Raw genomic sequence first — 18061 nt, 5'->3', positions numbered from 1 at the left:
TATGGTATACCAGGTTTTGACTTTACTGGAAAAATGATCTTAAAAAAAAGAGATATTCAAGATTGCTATGCTTTTGTCAGGTTGAAACAAAGTTCTCCATTTGCGATTTCTTTTTCTCCACATTCTGTCTCAATAAGGTTCATACCATCATCAGATAGAATGAAGTTTACATCCTCTTCATATGACCAGGTCATAAACACGGATTTTCCATCATCTATGACAGTTCCTTCAAACTCTTCAGTATATGTAGGATCTGGAATAAAATAGGCTTTCCCGGTGACAATAGTACCATTCTGATCGAAGATGATAGAGTTATTTCTAGACAGCCATTCTCCTGTCCAGAGATTATCCGGATCAGTCGTGGTTCCATTCCTGGTTGCATTTATCACATAGGTATATGGATCACTGGAATTATCGACTGAATCAACTGTTCCAGTTCCTGAAAATGACATTAAATCATCTGAAATTTGAAGATTTCTGGTTCCAGATGATTTCATTACTGTTTGATATACTGTACCATCTTCAGATATAGTTCCCGTGAGTAAAAAGGAATAATCTTCATCTGGTTTAAATGGAGTTCCGATTCCAATCAATTCAGTTCCATTCTGTTCAATTGAAATCGTATGATTAACATCTGTCCAGGTTCCAATCCAATTTTCTACGTCAGAACCATTTATTTCTGTTTTTTCATCCGCCCACCCTGGGACAATGAGAAGCAGAGTAATTGTCATTACCAAACCAATTAAGAGAATATGTTTCATCTACACACCTCACTCGAGATTGATAGATATGGAGTATTTGTTTTTTAATTTGCCGATGTTAATTTTCAGAAAATGGTGATAAAAATTTTTAAATCCAACACACCTCAATGAAAAGTTTAATGGTAGTTTACGTGGAGTATTTGTCTGTTGATGTCTCATGTCAACTCATGCATATATCGCAGAAATTGAGATCGTCCAGAGACTACATCCTGAAAACCTGGTTGGAGATACTCTGCTATTTTTCCTGATTATATTCATCCTTATGATGTTCATATATCTGTATAATACGCGGTTTTTCTCTTTTCATCATCAATAATCAATTTTGGATGTTTTCCATGGTTTTTTTACATCTTGATCATGTGTGGTTTTTAGACATGAGAAACTATTTACTCTAAAAGAGTAACATGTGTTACATATGACTGGTATAAGCAAAATGACATATTACCTGTGTCTGGCCGGAATCTGTTTGGGTATCATTCTGGGCTTAGGGCTTGGGATTGCAGTGGGAAGTCTGCTTATTATCGCTCTTGTGGTGATTATTGCGATAATCGTGGCATTTGTGTTTCACCGGCGGATTAATGAAGTCATGACCGATGATTTATCTAAAGCAATCAGCGGGAAAGCAGCAATACGGACTCTTGAAATTCTTACGGTGCTTGGTGCGATATTGTTTGCCTGCACGATGATGCTCTATTGGGGCAACGGAGGAGGTCTTGGTTCCGGGATTCATACTTTTGATAATGGGTCGGCCACAGTTCATTTCACAGTCTGGTACCCGGGTTTTCATCCGATGTATGATGAACGTTTGTTTATTCAGGATATGGACAATATTTCCGGAGATGAACTGTTCTCTCTTGAACGGTTATTCGGCCTAGGATACCGGGTGAGAGATGGACCGATGTTCATGGGTCTTGCATTTGGAATCATGACAATTCTCATTGCAGGTCTTTTTACAGCATTTTCATACTATTATAATAAAAAAATGGATCCTGAAACCTGATGAAGAATAATATTCGAATTTACCGGGCAATCCATAACCTTACACAGGAAGAGCTGGCCCGGAAGATATCGGTCACCAGGAAAACGGTAAATTCAATTGAAGGAGGAAAATATAATCCTTCAATTGATGTAGCATATAAAATGGCAAAACTGTTTCACGTGACCATTGAGGAACTCTTCTGTTTTGAAGATGAAGAAAATAACAATGAAGAAGAAGATGTTTATCTGTCATAAATCCTCATTTGAATGATAGAGCGTGAATCATACTGGCTGCTCCGGCTCCGGGAATTGTGTCTCCTGTCTCTGGTTTACCACTTTAACTTTTGGATTAATGGGCAGTCAGCAAGTATTGCATTCCAAAACGGGCGTATCTTTATCCTTATTCCCTCAATAACCATGTCCTGATATTGCCGAAGTGTAAGTATTACTCCATCATTGCACTGCGTTTCTTTCATGGCCTCCAGTAATCCTGATATCTCCCGTTCCTGGTTTTCCATAGTCAACTCAGTACATGCCTGAATACATGTGGTGATCTTCCCCTGTTCAAAAATGAGGAAATCGCATTCGCCATCTGCTTTAAACCAGAACAATTCATGTCCGCGACTTTTATATTCCATCCAGACTGCCTGTTCAAACAACAGTCTGGTATCTCCTGAGAATCTGAATGATACGGTATTCCGAAAACCAGTACCAATTACATAGATCTTTTTCTGATGAGCATGCTGACGACGGAGTGAATAATCAAACTTAAAGCATTCAGATATAAGAAAGGAATCCTGAAGATATCCAATCCATGATCGGATAGTCAGTCGAATATTCGGACATGTATTCGACCAGAGATAATTATTATGGATTGGGCATTTAGATAAATTAGGCTGAAAAGAGCTTATCCGATCGCAGATGCAAAAATGATCATGCAACCCAGCAACCGGGACGCGATCCTGATGGCACTCCTTGCCGCTGCCCTTTTTGGTGCAGTTATTCCTGCTTCCCGTATTCTCCTTTTCGATATCGGTCCAGTCACTCTTGTCGGGTTACTCTATCTGGGAGCAGGTGCCGGAGGGCTTTTGATCCGAAGATTCACAAATCCGGAAGGGACGACCGAGTCTCCAATACGGAGAATTGATCTTCCCTGGCTTGTTGGGATCATTGCCTTTGGCAGCATCATCGGTCCAATCCTCTGTATGATCGGCCTTACTACTACTCCGGCATCGACTGCTTCTCTGCTCATCAATGCTGAGCTGGCTTTTACAACCCTGATTGCCGTGATTGGATTTCGTGAACCGCTTGGAAGACGGGGGCTGTATGCCATCACTGCAGTCGCCCTTGGTGGCCTTATTTTATCATATGATCCTGCAGGAACTTTTGGGCTGTCAGCGGGTTCACTCCTTATCATTCTGGCATGTTTCTGCTGGGGTCTGGATAATAATTTTACCCGTGTAATATCAGGAAAAGAACCCGCCCAGATTGTTATGGTCAAGGGATTTGTTGCTGGAATATTCAGTGTCGGCCTGGGGTATGCAATCGGAGAAACGGCTCCGTCCCTGACAATTATCCCGGCAGTCCTTCTCATTGGGTGCCTCGGGTATGGAGTTTCGATATTCTTTGTCATTCGAGCGATGAGAGTTCTGGGATCAGCCCGGACCGGTGCATTATTTGCAACTGCTCCATTTATCGGTCTGGTCCTCTCTCTTCCACTCCCTGGTGAGAACCCCGGATTACAGATACTGCTGAGTCTTCCCCTGATGGCAGCCGGAGCATGGCTGATTGCCACCGAAGAGCATGGTCATCGTCATATTCATGATTCGTCCAGTCATGAGCACCGGCATAGTCATGAAGATGGGCATCATAGTCATCACCAAGATCCGGCTATGAAAGGAGTTGTCCATGCCCATACCCATGAACATGAACAGGTTGAGCATATCCACCCTCACACCCCGGACCTGCACCATTTTCATGACCATGAAGAGGGTGAGTAATCCATGGATATGCCAGATATTCAAATTGGTTTCAAACCACTTCAGGATCTCCTGCTGAAGAAATCAGAGGCAAATATACTCCTTGCTGCAATTGAACTTGATCTCTTTTCTGTGCTGGAAAAGAATCACTCTGCAGAAGGTATCGCACAAATCCTTCATCTTCACCCACAAAATACTGCTCATATTCTGAATGCTCTTGTTGCGTTTAATTTGATTTGGAAAGACGGAGATATATATAATAACTCTCCTATTGCGAACGATTTTCTTGTTTCTGGGAAACCTACCTACCTTGGCGATTATCTTCGTACGTGCGATCCTTGGTATGCAATCTCCCCTGAAATGATATGCAAACTTGTTCGAGAAGGACCAAAACAAGCTGAACGAGATGTAAATCCTCATTCTGAAAATTTTTTGGAGATGCAAACACGAAGATCAATCAACTATCAACGTTCAGGGATGGCTCATATGGTTGTCCGGCTCGTTTCATCACTTCCAGAATATAGCGACTTTAACCGAATGCTTGATCTGGGGTGTGGTCCAGGTCTTCTTGGTATTGCTCTGGCACTGGATCATCCTACATTGAATGTAATTCTTTTTGATAAACCTGATATTATTAGTGTGGCAGAGCGTTGTGTATTGGAATATGGTGTATCTGACAGAGTAACTACCATGGCCGGGAATTACCTAAATGATTCATTTGGAGATGGATATGATCTTATCCTGGCTTCAATGACCTTGAATTATGCCCTTGGTTCGTTTGATCGCCTAATGAAAAAGATCTATGAGGGATTAAACCACGGAGGTGTATGTGCAACACTTTCTGATGGTAGAACACAGAACGGATCCAAACCAGAGGAGATAGTGATATCGATGTTACTTCCTGATCTGTTGGGACAGAATATGGCCATTCGTGAAGATTTCATCGCGAATGCCATGTTTCATACAGGATTTCACCGAGTGAGAACGAAAATGGTCCAGTCACCAATAGGCGAACTTGAGTGGACGATTGGGAAAAAATAGTAACTTCTTGATAATCGATACAATTGCTCATTTCTTTCATAATTGAATGCTCACAGTTTTTTTCTGTTTCAAAAAGGGTTAGGGAACCTCTCATATGAACCAAAAAATGAAGTATTGATTAGACACCCTGGAGAACCGGTATTGTCTGGAGGTTTGTAAAAAAGAATAACAAAAAAGATTCCTCGAAATCGCCTTTGTAGGAAGATACCAGCCTGACCGGTTATTCAATATCTTTTCAATGACCAAACCATTGTTACCGGTCTTCTTCCTTCTGATACAACTCTTCTCTTGGTCGTGAAAATTTTATGTGTAATTTATCGCTATATTCATCTAAAAAGGATCATTTCACCAGAATGTGTTTTTTTCTCATTCAAATATGAAAACCAACATGAATTTAATCATTTTAATACGAATGTATATCATATCTCATGAACTATTTAAACATGATAATGGGAGAAGAATATGAGAATTTTCATTGTTTATTACTCGCTCTATGGCCATATCCATAAAATGGCTCAGGCTGTTTCAGAAGGTGTCAGTGATGCAGGATTTAAAGCTGAGTTTTTCCGTGTTCCGGAAACCTTGCCGGATGTAGTGATTGAGAAGATGGGAGCTACTTCTTTTCAGACAGAGTTTCGAAAGCTCCCGGTTATTACTCCAGATGAACTTTCAAAAGCTGATGCAGTAATTTTTGGGACTCCAACCAGGTTTGGAAACATGGTCGGACAGATGCGTCAGTTTTTAGATTCGACCGGAGGGATTTGGAGCAAAGGAGCTCTGGCCGGTAAAGTAGGAAGTGTCTTTACCAGCAGTGGTACCCAGCATGGTGGTCAGGAATCAACAATTCTTTCAATGCATATTACACTTCTTCATCATGGTATGATCATTGCAGGACTACCATACACATTTGCAGGGCAGACTATCATGACCGAAATCACCGGATGTTCTCCGTATGGGGCATCAACAATCGCAGGAGGATCGGGTGAGCGATTCCCATCAGACAATGAATTAAGTGGAGCACGATACCAGGGGAAGTATGTCGCAAGAGTTGCAGAACAATTAGCCGGAAAACAAAATTATCTCCTTTCCCTTTCCTGATTTTTTTAAGGACCTTTTAAATTCTGTACAATACGATCTGATCGATTGAAGTCTGAAATAAGAACTGTAGGAACAGATATACACAATTGCGATATATTACCAGTCTTCTGATGAATTTAAGGCATATGAGATCTAACAGGTAACTATCTACCGAATAACGAATATCCACTCACACTATTATTTTCATGGCCGAAGAAAAAGTAACCCGGAGAAATGAAGATCTTTTAGAAGTAATCTATGAGATCTCAATGGAAAAGGGATATGCAAAATCACGGGATATCGCTGCAGCATTAAGCATTACCCCGGCAACAGTAACTGACGGATTCAAACGGCTCCAGGATGCAGGTCTAGTAAATTACGAACCATACGGAGGAGTTACTTTGACTGTTGAAGGGAGGGATATTGCTGAGAGAACAAAGCAATCTCACACCATACTCCGTAATCTGCTGGAACTTGCCGGAGTCGATACAGATGTTGCAGATCATGATGCATGTATCATGGAACATGGATTGTCCCCTGAATCATATGACAAACTCATGAAAGTCGTTGCTTTTATTGAAGAGTGTTGTAAAAAACCTGCTCAGAAAAAGTTGTTCGATACCATGGTCCGGGAAGAGTCAGGTTGATTTAATCCATCTTTCCATAACTTCCTTTCGAAGAACCTTTTTTTTATTGAGAGTTCTGCCAATACATTACATATGTATTCAGAAGAAAATTGGATGAAATAGTTATTTTATATATTTTCCACTATTTTTTCAAGTATCGTGTTTGTACTAAGGAAAGATCATATCTGACACATATTTATAAACCACAAACAGATTATTATCTGTACAATCTATTCTCATCATGCATATGCATGAGGGTGATCAATATGGATTTAAAAGGAAGTAAAACTGAAAAGAACCTGCTCGCCGCATTCGCTGGCGAATCTCAAGCAAGAATGAGATATAACTATTTTGCAAGTGTAGCAAAAAAAGAAGGGTACGAACAAATTTCAGCTATTTTTACTGAAACTGCTGATAATGAAAAAGAACATGCAAAATTATTCTTTAAACAGTTGCCAGGGGGAGAAGCTGAAATAACCACATCATATCCATCCGGTATGATTAAATCCACCCTTGAAAATTTGAAAGCAGCAGCCGATGGTGAAAACCATGAGTGGGGGATTTTATATCCTGAAGCTGCTGATGTAGCAGATAAGGAAGGGTTTTCTGAAATCGCTCATATTTTCCGTCAGGTTGCAAAAGCAGAAGTTGCCCATGAGACGAGGTTTAGAAAACTTATATCCAATATAGAAAAGGACGTTGTTTTCAAACGTGATACTCAATTAAAATGGAAATGCAGAAACTGTGGATATGTCCATGAAGGAGCTAGTGCTCCAGATCCTTGTCCCGTATGTTCACATGCAATTGCATATTTTGAGCTCTTTTGTGAGAGCTATTAATCTTCTTTTTTAACTCTCTCATTTCATTTTCGAATATCTTTGTCAGAGATGTTTGGTATATTCAAAAAAAGTGTTGTTTTTCTAAAGTACACGACATTAGTGTTCTTTTGTCAGGAAATATGATCCAATACAAAGTGCAAGGATGGCAATTGCAAGCATAAGAGCATCACTGACTTCTATCATCTTCATTGAGATTACATTTTTAAAGAATGCTACAATCAGGATGATGATGATAACTTTTATTATCTTACTTTTAAGTTCATCAAGAGAGGTTATCTGAAGAAGTGGATGCTCAACATCATCACAGGAATTTCTTGCCACATCAATTTTTGAGATGATAAGCTCATACAGACCAAAACTAAAGATCAGGAAGAATACAGCTATCAGATAAAGATCTAATGCTCCAATAAATCCTTTTAATATCTCTTCATTTTTCAATGTTGGATGGTCTGAGGCAGAACTAATGGTTGCTATGAGTATCTCTTTAATCGGATGAATAATCTCAAGTGTACCCATAATAAAGAGCGCAACAGAGGCAATAGCACAAAAAACCACTGCCAGAAAAGATACATACCGGAACTTCCACAGCCAGTACTCTATTGGATTTAGTATTTTACACTCAAGTGCTTCATTACTATCAGGAATAATTTTTTTTAGCATACTTTTACTCCAAATACATGGGGAATAATAAAGCAATAAGCATTTGCCCTGAAATTGGATACAGCATATATATTCGAGTACTAATCGAAGGACATGATTTTCCTACACAAGAATTTTTTAGAAAAAGAAGTTTAGTAAACAGTCACTTGCATGGCAAAATAATATATATAGATACATAAAATAGGATACTATTTCTGAGTTTTGTTTTATTTGATTTTGCCAGAATAATCGGATAAAAGGGAAAAAACAACATATTGAAGAAAGATTCAGATGATGAGAGGCCGGAATGATATCTGTTCTGTATGTAGATGATGAACCAGACCTCTGTGCTGCATCTTCCCGGTTATTTTCACAAAAGGGATTTGTTGTGGACACCTGCACTTCAGTTGAAGATGCATTTCTGGTTTTACATAAAAAAACCTATGACGTAATTGTCTCCGATTATCTCATGCCACGCATGAATGGTATTGATTTCCTGGTTGAGGTTCGAAAAAACTATGGAGATCTCCCTTTTATAATTTTTACCGGAAAAGGGGATGAAGACGTTGTTCTTCGAGCCATTGAATATAAAGCAGATTCCTATGTTCGAAAAAATTGTGATTTAAAAACTTTATTGACTGATCTTGCATTTACGATTGAAAATGTTGTAGAAAAATATCAGGCGAAAAAAAACCTTGAACACAGTCTTAAAAAGCTTCGTCATGCTGAAGAAATTGCAGGATTTGGACACTGGGAGTACCACCCGGATACCGGTATGGTGTTATTGTCACATGGCACACAAAACATCTGTGGTCTTTCCGGAGATGAATGGCCATATACGGAGTTTCTTTCCTTTGCTCCTCCCGAATTGGAACAAAAATTATCATACCTCTTTCATACCCTCATAACAAAAGGCGAACCATTTAATGTTTCATATCAGATTCACCGTAAAACTGACGGGAAAATCATATATGTTCAATCATTAGCCGAATATGATATTGATGCAAATGTTGTGTTTGGTGTTATGCATGATGTAACAGAACAATATATTGCACAACAGGCATTACTTGAAAGTGAGGAGAAATATCGTTTTCTCGTAACAAATGCTCTAGAACCCATCCTGATCGTTGATATGCAGGGGAGCATTTTGTTTGCGAATAGTGCTGCATTAAAACTGATTGAAGGGGATGAAATCTTTTCGTTCATTGGTCGGAATGTTATTGAGTTTATCGCCCCCGTTTCTCAAAAGGATGTTATTCGTGATTTTGTAGAAGTATCTCAAGGTCATGATGCATATGTGGCTGAGTATGATGTGATCACCGCAAAGGGTCGGCGGGTTACTGTTGAGAGTATTGGAAAAGCAATTCGATATGAGGGGAAAAAGGCCGATTTGCTCTCGCTTCGTGATATCACAGATCGAAAACAAGCACAGGAAGCTCTCCGAAGAAGTGAGGAACAATTCCGTTCATTTGTCGAACATGCAAATGACGTTGTCTATTCTCTCTCCAAGGAGGGATTATTTATTTATATTTCACCTAACTGGACTGAATTTCTTGGTCATGTGCCCGAAGAAGTCATCGGGCATTCTTTTACAGAATTTGTCCATCCAGATGATCTTCCTGTCTGTACTAGTTTCTTTTATTTAGTTACCCATACGGAAAAAAAAGGGAGTGGTGTTGAATTCAGGGCTCGCCATAAGGACGGGGTATGGAAATGGTTTTCATCAACAGCCTCTATGATTCATGATGTTAATACAGGTAATTTGGTTTATCTTGGTATAGCACATGATATTTCCGAACGAAAAAAGACGGAAGAAGCCCTTCGAAAGGCTTCAAATCAGATAAATCTGATGAACAGTATTACCCGGCATGATATTTTAAATAAAGTGACTGTCATCCTAGGTGCCATTGAAGTAGCAGAATTGGAATGTTTGGTTCCAGAAATATCACATTATTTTGATATTATTGAGAATGCAACCGTCGCAATTCAAAGGCAGATAGAATTTACCAGAGAATACCAGGATCTTGGCATCCATGAACCTTTCTGGCAGAATCCGGAACAAATAATTGGTAATCTGCAGGTTCCGAAAAACGTGACAATAGAGAACCATGTGCACCATGTTTCAATTTTTGCAGATCCAATGTTGGAGAAAGTGTTTTACAATCTTCTTGACAATTCACTCCGACATGGTAAGAATGTAACTCATATCCTGGTAACTGGAACAGATAGACCAGATGGGTTTATGTTAAGCTGGGAGGATGACGGAGTTGGTGTCGGTGTGGAGGAAAAAGAATTGATATTTGAGCGGGGACACGGGGCAAATACCGGTCTTGGTTTATTCCTGGTCCGGGAAATCCTTGCACTTACTGGCATCTCTATTCAGGAGACTGGGAAAAAAGGATCCGGTGCCAGATTTGACATGTGTATACCAAAAGGTGCATACTCTGTAAACATTTGAAAATTGAGATCACATTTTTTAGAGAAAGAAAGAAACTCCCCATTCCTGTAAAGGCGTTTCCTAAGTATGTCAGTTCTGTTGAAGGAGAAAATTTTGCCTCATCTGAAACTTAATTAATTCTCCATTTCCCTGAAGGGATGTGTATCTCAAACCTGGCACCTTTTCCCGGAGTTCCAGTCTCAATTATCTCCATATTATTTATTGCCAGGATCTCCCGGACTAAAAAGAGTCCAAGGCCGGTATGCTTCCCATACCCCTGTTGGAATATTTTCTCTTTCTCATCCACAGGAATTCCTGATCCATCATCTTCATACAAAAATATGCAGGTATCATGAACAATCTGGAATGAAAAGTGAATATGACTGACCTGACCACCATGACGAATTGAATTTTCAATCAGTGTGAAAATGACCTTCTCCAAAATTGGATCTGCATACAGATATAATCCATTCAGGTTTACCTGACAGGTTATCTCTCCGATTGCAAATCCATGTAGTACGTGAGTAACCATCCGTTCAGTATACTGCCATGATAATGAATTACTCCGGATTTCATCAACAAGTTTGGTAAACCCAATCTGACTCTCAATAGTGTTAGTAAAATCCAGACATTTTTGAATATACATATGCTGGGGATCTTCAGGAACAGTATCATATAGTAATTCAAGGTACCCTAAAAGACCGGTTACCTGGTTTAAGATGTCATGGCGGGTTATCGAAGAGAGAATAGTTAATTTCCTGTTGGCCCGGACCAGAGCATCTTTATCTCCTTTTCGGTCGGTAATATCTCGAATGGATACGAGATCTGCATCCTGTCCATCCCAGTAAATGAGATGTCCAGCTGCTTCGATAGTTCTAACCTTTCCATTGGATGTGAGAATGTCATACTCATCAACAACCGGACCGCCTGTTTTTTGAATTTCGATAAGATCTGCAGAGGCTTTATTCCATGATTCTGCGGAAAGAAATGATTGTATATGAAATGGTCCCTTATTTGTTCGATCTAATTCGAAAAAGGTAAATGCTGCAGGATTCCCATATAATATTCGGCTATCAAATCCGATTATGATAACCGGGTCAAGCAGGTTTTCAACAAGAATGCGGAGCTGGTTTTCGCTATGACGGATGTGCTCTATTGATTGTGTGGTAATATTATATTGGGTCCGGAGTTCTTCTTCTGTTGCTGAAAGCTCTTCATATGCAGCGGAAAGTTCTTCATTACTCCGGAGAACGGCTTCATCTGCATTTTTTCTCTGAACAATATTCCATACTCCGGCCATGAGAAGCGTAAGCTGTCGTATGTCTTCTGCACCATAATCACCAGGTTTATTCGCAACACCAACCAGCATCACGATCCGGTTTTTATCAAAAATTGGAACTCCAAGATGTCGTATTATTGATACATGACCGGCTGGTGTACCTTTTTTTAATGGATCCGGAGTTGAATAATCATTGGTAATTACTGGTCTGCGTTGTCTGACTGGTTCTCCCCACAATCCAGTATCTGCAACCGTGTACTCAATGGTTCGATATTGAACCTGACATTCTTCCATTGCTACATGTGACCAGGCATGCATCGTAAGGATCGTTTCATCCTCATTTAAAAAAGCAACATACCCAATTGCACTTTCTGTCAGTCGGACTGCTTCTTCAAGTGCAAAATCAGTAATATCACGAACCGGCTTTTGTGTCATCAGGGTTAATGTCAGTAATGTTTCAAGCCTGGACTCATCGAGCCTTAATTTCTCTTCTGTATGTTTTAAACTGGTGATATCTGTATGAGTTCCAACCATTCGGACAGGAAGGTTTGAGTCATCCCATTCGATAATCCTTCCTCTTGCTAATATCCACTTCCAATCTCCCGATTTTGTTTTCAGACGAAATTCTATAGAATAACCATCATTTTTTCGGTTCAAATGATCTTCAATGGATGTTTTTGCACGATCAAGGTCTTCAGGATGGAGTAATGACTGAAGTGCTTCATATGATGCGGGGAATTCGTCTGGTTCATACCCTAACATGGTATACCAATGAGGACTAAAAAACGCTGAACCTGTTTTGAGATTCCAATCCCATATCCCTTCATTTGATGCATCAAGAGTAAGACGGTATCGTGATTCGCTTTCCTCTAATAATTCTCTGGCTTTTTTGAGTGAAGTAATATCTCGAAGTGATTCAATTGCTCCGATTATTGTTCCTTGTGTATTATAAAGAGGACATGCTGTAATCCAGAAAAAGATCTCTTTTCCCTCGTGGATCCATGGACGATTTATTTCAGTCATCAGATTTTGATCCTCTCGCTTGACACCAGGGTATTTTTCAATGATTTCTGGATTACAATCCAGAACCAAATCAATTAGCATCGGGCGCTTTTTCTGATAAAATGGAATTGAATAAGCATAGTCTCCTTTCCCGATAATCTCTGTTGCAAAAATGCCTGAAAGTTGTTCCATGGCACGATTCCAGGCAATGACCTCATGGTTTGTATTTATTGCAAACGTTGCATCAGGCAGGAAATTAATGATATCTGACTCACGTTGCTTTAATTCTAAAACCTGGATTTCAGCTCGACGACGTGATGTAGCATGGAGGATTTTATTGACAAGTTCTACAAACTGTGCTTTTGGATCACCTCCTTTTTGAAGGTAAAAATCCGCTCCATTATTGAGAGCTTCTATGACCACCTCTTCTCTGCCTTTACCGGTAAAAAGAATAAATGGGGTTGGATTTCCTGTAGATTTCAGATGCTTTAAAAATTCGATACCATCCATTTCAGGCATCTGGTAATCAGATACTATGGCATCAAAATCCTGATGTGTAATCAGATCAAGGGCTTTTTGTGCACCCGGAACGGTGGTAACTATAAAATTACCAGTTCGCTCAAGAAAAATTTTTCCAAGTGTCAAAAGATCTGGTTCGTCGTCTACATAGAGAACTGATATATGACCGGTCATGGTATACCCTCCGGTATTTGCCAAAAAGTATAGGTATTGTATCGTTTTTTTCCATTCATATTTTCATTTTCTATAATCCCAACCCCTTTTTTACCTGTTATTATCAAGGTTCCCAGTCTTTTTAGAATTCGTGAAACGTGATGTGATTACCATCTTCAAGAATTTCACGTATCTTTTCTCCGGAATTTCCATTTAGGAACAATGATCTCAAATCTCGCTCCTTTTCCTTCCACCCCACACTCGCTGATAGTAATCCCGGTTATCTGAAGAACTTCCCGGACCAGAAATAATCCATAACCCGTGTTATCTCCGATTCCCCGATCGAAAACCCGTTCCTTATAGTCAAAAGGAACCCCGATACCATTATCCTCCCACATGATCACCAGTTCATCCTTTTGGTTAACAGTATGAACACGAATTTCAGTCACATGCTTCCCGTGCCGGACAGAATTATCAAGAAGATTGGTAAACACCTGACTGAACATCGGATCGGCAAATACTTCATAATTTCCGGTTTCTTTTCTGAATTGAATCGTTGATGGAACTGTTGAAGGCATAACATCATCTAACAGATACCATTGCGGCTCATGAGATCCAAGTTTTTGGTATGTCCTGGTAAACTCAATATGACTTTTTATTGCATCTGTTGCTGATTTGATGATCCTGAAGAGTTGATCAAGCGAGGGATCTGTATGATCTATCTCAGCAATACCAAGGGAATCATAAATTACCGAGGTTTTATTGATGATATCATGCCGGGTAACAGCAGTCAACAGATTTAACTGTCGGTTTGCCTGTCGGAGAGCATCTTCGATCCGTTTTCTTTCAGTGATATCAACAATATTTCCAATTACTTTTACCACCTGTCCGTCTTCAAGGACAGCTCTGCCCATGGTCTGTATCCATATACGGTTGTTTTTCTGTGTTGTGAGAGGAAATTCGAGCACGTATGGAATTCCTTCAGAGACACATAAATTGAAAGCCTGCTGGATAACCGGTTGATCTATTTTATCATAACAGCGAAGACTTTCCAAGATATGATCAGGAGATCCAACCGGAATAGTTCCTGGTTCAATTTCATGAATACGATATGTCTCATCGGTCCATGTCATTGCGTGTGTTCTGACATCATATTCCCACCCGCCTACTTTTGCAAGATGTTGCGTACTATCAAGAAGAGCTCTGCTCTCCTGTAATGCTACTTCAAGTCGTTTCTGATCGGTCACATCATTATATACAGCAACAATCTCTCCACTTTTCAATTTGAAGACACGATTTTCATAATAATTCGCATATTGTTGATCTAGATATAACTTTTGTGGGAAATATTCTGGAATTCCGGTTTTCCATACCCGCTGAAAAACCGGGATAAGACCATATTCATCAATATTCGGTCTGAGATCTGCAAGACTTTTACCAATAACTTCTTCAATCATTTTTCCTTCAATTTCAAGGGCCATCCGGTTAAAATCGGTTATAATATAATCCTTCCCATACCTTCCATCACCCTGGACCGAATAAACCCCAACCCCGCTTGTAATAGTATCAACGAGATCTCTAAACCGTTTTTCGCTCTCTGCAAGTGCTTCTTCGGCTTTCTTCCGGTTAGAAATATCAAGCATAGCTCCAATCATACGGATTGCCTGACCACTAGAATCACGAATAATATACCCGCGATCCATAACATATGCATACTGTCCATCCGCTCTTCTGAACCTGTACTCATCATGCCATTTCAAGCAGAGAGGATCTCTTAATGCATTTTCAAATTCTCTGGCAACCCGTTTACAATCATCAGTGTGAACCCGATCTGTCCACCATGCAGCTGATTGTTGATGGTGAACAATATCGGTCCATCCAAACACAACAGTTCCTGATTCATTCCATCGTTGAGTATCATTGATGATATCATAGTCCCAGATAACATCATTTGTTGCCCTTAATGCCAGTCGAAACCGTTCCTCCTGTTCAAAGAGTGCTATTTCAATTTTTTTACGTTCTGTAACATCTCGTGCTGCTGCAAAGACCCCTTCCATCTCCCCATGTTCATTCAAATAAACAGACGCATTATAGAGAACATCAGTAATAGTCCCATCTTTATGCCTGATAGCGAGAGGATAATCCCTAACCAATCCCTTTTCAAATACTGTCAGATACCCGGTCCGGGCAAGTTCTGGATCAGTAAAGTAATCTGAAAAATCAGTACCTATCAGATCATCTCTGGAATACCCAGTAATTTGTTCAGTTGCGGAATTGACATCCGTAATCTTCCCATCTTTTCCAATTGTTACCAATGGATCCAGGCTTGTCTCAATTAATGTCCGGTTGTATCTGTTTTTTTGTATTAGTTCATCACTAATCCGTCCTCGATGAACCATTTCCCACATAATATTGCCAAGAGTGAGAAGGGTATTGACATCATCATACGAGTAATCATTCAGTTTATTTGCCACAGCGAGAACAGCAACAATCTGATTACCATCACATATCGGAACACCTAAAAATCTGGTGATGGGTATATGGCCTTCTGGTGATCCATGTTTTGCCGGATGGGGACCAGAATAGTCGTTGTGAATAAATGGAGAACGGGTTCTGACACACTCCCCCCAGATTCCCGCATCCTTTATGGGAAAATGAATTGGTTTTTCCAGTATTGAGCAGATTTCCAAGGCACCCTGAGACCAGGTATGTATTTCCATCTCTGATTCATCAGAAGACATGAGACCGACAAAAGCGTAGATACTTTCACTTACTGTTAAACTCTTTTCAAGAGAGAAGCTTAAGATATCCATCTCTGATGAATCTGCCATATTAAGAAGGGTTAAAAATGCTTCTAATCTGACAAGTTGTAATTTGTCCCGCTTTTCTGCCAGTTTTCTGTCAGTAACGTCTGTTCCAATCTCAAGCCTTACCAGACGCCCGTCAGCCCATGGAATGGCCCGGGTCCGCGATTCATACCACCGATCAGTTTTCGGAAGTAAAAACTCTCCTTTGATAACCTCTTTGGAACCGGCTTTTTCCCTAATAAGATTGTTTGTACAAAAAGAACATGGGCCATCACGTATGCCATAGATACTTCCATAACATTTCTGCCCAATTACATTTCCAAAGAGTTTTCTTCCCTGTTCGTTTAAATATAAGATATCATACGTCTCTAAATCAACAACATAGATATAGGCATCAGTACTATCCAGAATAGAATAGAGCCTGGTCTGAATCTCTTCGACATACCGTTCATGACTGCTCAAGTAGGGTGATGATAGTACTTGCTCGGTCTGCAGAAAATGTGATTGCCCCTTGTTAGTATGAGCATGAGTCGGGACAAAATCTATAGCCACTTTATCATTTTTTCGTAAATAATTTAGAATTTTTTCTGAATGCACCCACTCCCGATCAAGGTTATTAACCATTTCATCAATACGCATTACTTCATGCTGTATCCTGGCTGCTATTTGCTCATCTCCTGCCAGATCAGCATATGAAGCAATTATCGTGAGCGGATTTCGTATACCGTCATTCAAAATAGCGAGTTGGGCAATATTTTCCTGGATCTGAATTGCTGCCCGTTCTTTTTCCAATTCCAAAAACCTTTCAAGGGTGACATCACATCCTTGTGCAATTGTTGCTACGGGTTTTTTTCCATCCGGACCATAAATGGTTGCTGAATTCCACAGAACTGTTCGTGCAGTTCCATCCTGATGGATAATTGGAATCTCTACGGTATCCCATCTGACCCCTTCATGAGTCGTTTTGATTAGCCGCATCGATCGATCTGCATGAGCAGGATAAAAGAGAATTGAAAGATGTCCTCCTTCCAGGTACTCAGCGGGTCTGCCACATAAGAGTTCAAATGCCCGATTTACCCGAGTTATATGGTAATCAGGATCCCAGATGATAATCGGAACATTGGCATGGGTAATGAGGTTTTCAAGATATGCGTTTGTCTCATTTACGAGTTTTTCCTGATTTTTCCGGTCTGTAACATCATGGATAAGACATGCAAATGTTCCAGGCTCGGGAGAATAGGCTGTTACCTCAAAATATTTTCCAAGTTCCTTACTATATTGCTCAAATTTTTTTGTGATACCCGTTTTTGCCACGGCTCCATATGCTTCAACCCAGTAGTCCTCAGTGCCAGGAAGGATCTCACGTACTGTTTTTCCAACAATATCTGACCCGAGAAGGCCTGTCATTTTCTCATATGAGGGATTTACATTAAGAAACCGATAATCAACAGGATTTCCTCTTTCATCACAGATGATCTCATGAAGGGCAATTCCGGAATCATTTGCATTAAAGAGTTGCTTGAATTTTTTTTCGCTTTCTATGAGTTCTTTTGTTCGTTCCTCGTATCTAGATGATAACCAGGTGACAACGCCAGCTACAACAATAAAGATTAAAACCCGGATAAGAGCTGATATCAATTCATTCTGGGTATGGGCAAATATTAAGATGAACAATCCGTAAATTCCAATTAATATTAATGAAAAAATAAATCCTTTCCGAAGATAAAATGCACATGCGATGATTATCGGGAAATAATACAGATTTTGAAAGACTATTGTTATTCCTAATGAAAGGGAGATAATTGTTAAAATGATTACAATGAGTGATGAAATAATAAGGGCATATAAAGATACTTTTGGAGTTACCTGCAATGACTCATGTAACGACATTATGAATTATCCTTCCGGTGAGGAAGTACCGATA

Annotated in this window: 13 protein-coding genes; 8 read left to right on the top strand and 5 right to left on the bottom strand. The window is 39.8% G+C overall.

The genetic code is table 11. The features are described from left to right. Positions 1-65: 65 nt before the first annotated feature. Complete coding sequence (locus KSK55_RS15785; RefSeq protein WP_218607634.1) at positions 66-761, bottom strand: hypothetical protein; 696 nt, start codon at positions 759-761, stop codon at positions 66-68. 415 nt (positions 762-1176) lie between these two features. On the opposite strand from KSK55_RS15785, the gene KSK55_RS15780 reads away from it, so the two are divergent. Continuing rightward, entirely contained in the window at positions 1177-1761 is a 585-nt protein-coding gene (locus KSK55_RS15780) for a DUF2178 domain-containing protein (RefSeq protein ID WP_218607633.1), read from the top strand. After that, positions 1761-1994, top strand: coding sequence for a helix-turn-helix transcriptional regulator (locus KSK55_RS15775; RefSeq protein ID WP_214421128.1), 234 nt, complete (start codon positions 1761-1763; stop codon positions 1992-1994). The genes KSK55_RS15780 and KSK55_RS15775 overlap by 1 nt, the downstream gene beginning before the upstream one ends. Before the next feature lie 74 nt (positions 1995-2068). Here KSK55_RS15775 and KSK55_RS16775 read toward each other — a convergent pair whose 3' ends face one another. Beyond that, complete coding sequence (locus tag KSK55_RS16775) at positions 2069-2680, bottom strand: DUF4143 domain-containing protein (RefSeq protein ID WP_372238730.1); 612 nt, start codon at positions 2678-2680, stop codon at positions 2069-2071. Here KSK55_RS16775 and KSK55_RS15765 point away from each other — a divergent pair. The 5 genes from KSK55_RS15765 to rbr all read left to right on the top strand — a co-directional run bounded on the left by KSK55_RS15765 (position 2675) and on the right by rbr (position 7301). Beyond that, entirely contained in the window at positions 2675-3739 is a 1065-nt protein-coding gene (locus KSK55_RS15765) for a DMT family transporter (protein WP_218607631.1), read from the top strand. The two genes, KSK55_RS16775 and KSK55_RS15765, sit on opposite strands and share 6 nt — an antisense overlap. Positions 3740-3748: 9 nt before the next feature. Continuing rightward, the gene (locus tag KSK55_RS15760) at positions 3749-4759 is read left to right on the top strand and encodes a class I SAM-dependent methyltransferase (RefSeq protein ID WP_218607630.1); all 1011 of its coding nucleotides are present in this window, start codon (positions 3749-3751) and stop codon (positions 4757-4759) included. A gap of 462 nt (positions 4760-5221) precedes the next feature. Next, positions 5222-5857, top strand: a complete 636-nt coding sequence (wrbA, locus tag KSK55_RS15755) for an NAD(P)H:quinone oxidoreductase (protein WP_218607629.1) — start codon at positions 5222-5224, stop codon at positions 5855-5857. Between the two features lie 185 nt (positions 5858-6042). Beyond that, a complete protein-coding gene (locus KSK55_RS15750) occupies positions 6043-6483 on the top strand; it encodes a metal-dependent transcriptional regulator (RefSeq protein WP_218607628.1) in 441 nt (146 codons plus the stop codon). A gap of 89 nt (positions 6484-6572) precedes the next feature. Then, positions 6573-7301, top strand: a complete 729-nt coding sequence (rbr, locus tag KSK55_RS15745) for a rubrerythrin (protein ID WP_256664059.1) — start codon at positions 6573-6575, stop codon at positions 7299-7301. 96 nt (positions 7302-7397) lie between these two features. Here the strand turns inward: rbr and KSK55_RS15740 are convergent, their stop codons facing one another. Next, positions 7398-7961, bottom strand: coding sequence for a YqhA family protein (locus tag KSK55_RS15740; protein WP_218607626.1), 564 nt, complete (start codon positions 7959-7961; stop codon positions 7398-7400). A gap of 286 nt (positions 7962-8247) precedes the next feature. Between KSK55_RS15740 and KSK55_RS15735 the strand changes: the two genes are divergently transcribed. Next, positions 8248-10398 (top strand): PAS domain S-box protein, encoded by a 2151-nt coding sequence (locus KSK55_RS15735; RefSeq protein ID WP_218607624.1) that lies wholly within the window; start codon positions 8248-8250, stop codon positions 10396-10398. Positions 10399-10507: 109 nt separating this feature from the next. On the opposite strand, the gene KSK55_RS15730 is transcribed toward KSK55_RS15735, so the two are convergent. Further along, entirely contained in the window at positions 10508-13351 is a 2844-nt protein-coding gene (locus tag KSK55_RS15730; protein WP_218607622.1) for a PAS domain S-box protein, read from the bottom strand. Positions 13352-13515: 164 nt separating this feature from the next. Next, positions 13516-18027 (bottom strand): PAS domain S-box protein, encoded by a 4512-nt coding sequence (locus KSK55_RS15725; protein WP_218607621.1) that lies wholly within the window; start codon positions 18025-18027, stop codon positions 13516-13518. Positions 18028-18061 lie beyond the last annotated feature (34 nt).

Source organism: Methanospirillum hungatei, from assembly GCF_019263745.1.
Taxonomy (GTDB): domain Archaea; phylum Halobacteriota; class Methanomicrobia; order Methanomicrobiales; family Methanospirillaceae; genus Methanospirillum; species Methanospirillum purgamenti.
Note: the sequence above shows the minus strand (reverse complement) of the source record. Positions and strands in the feature narration are given on the sequence as shown.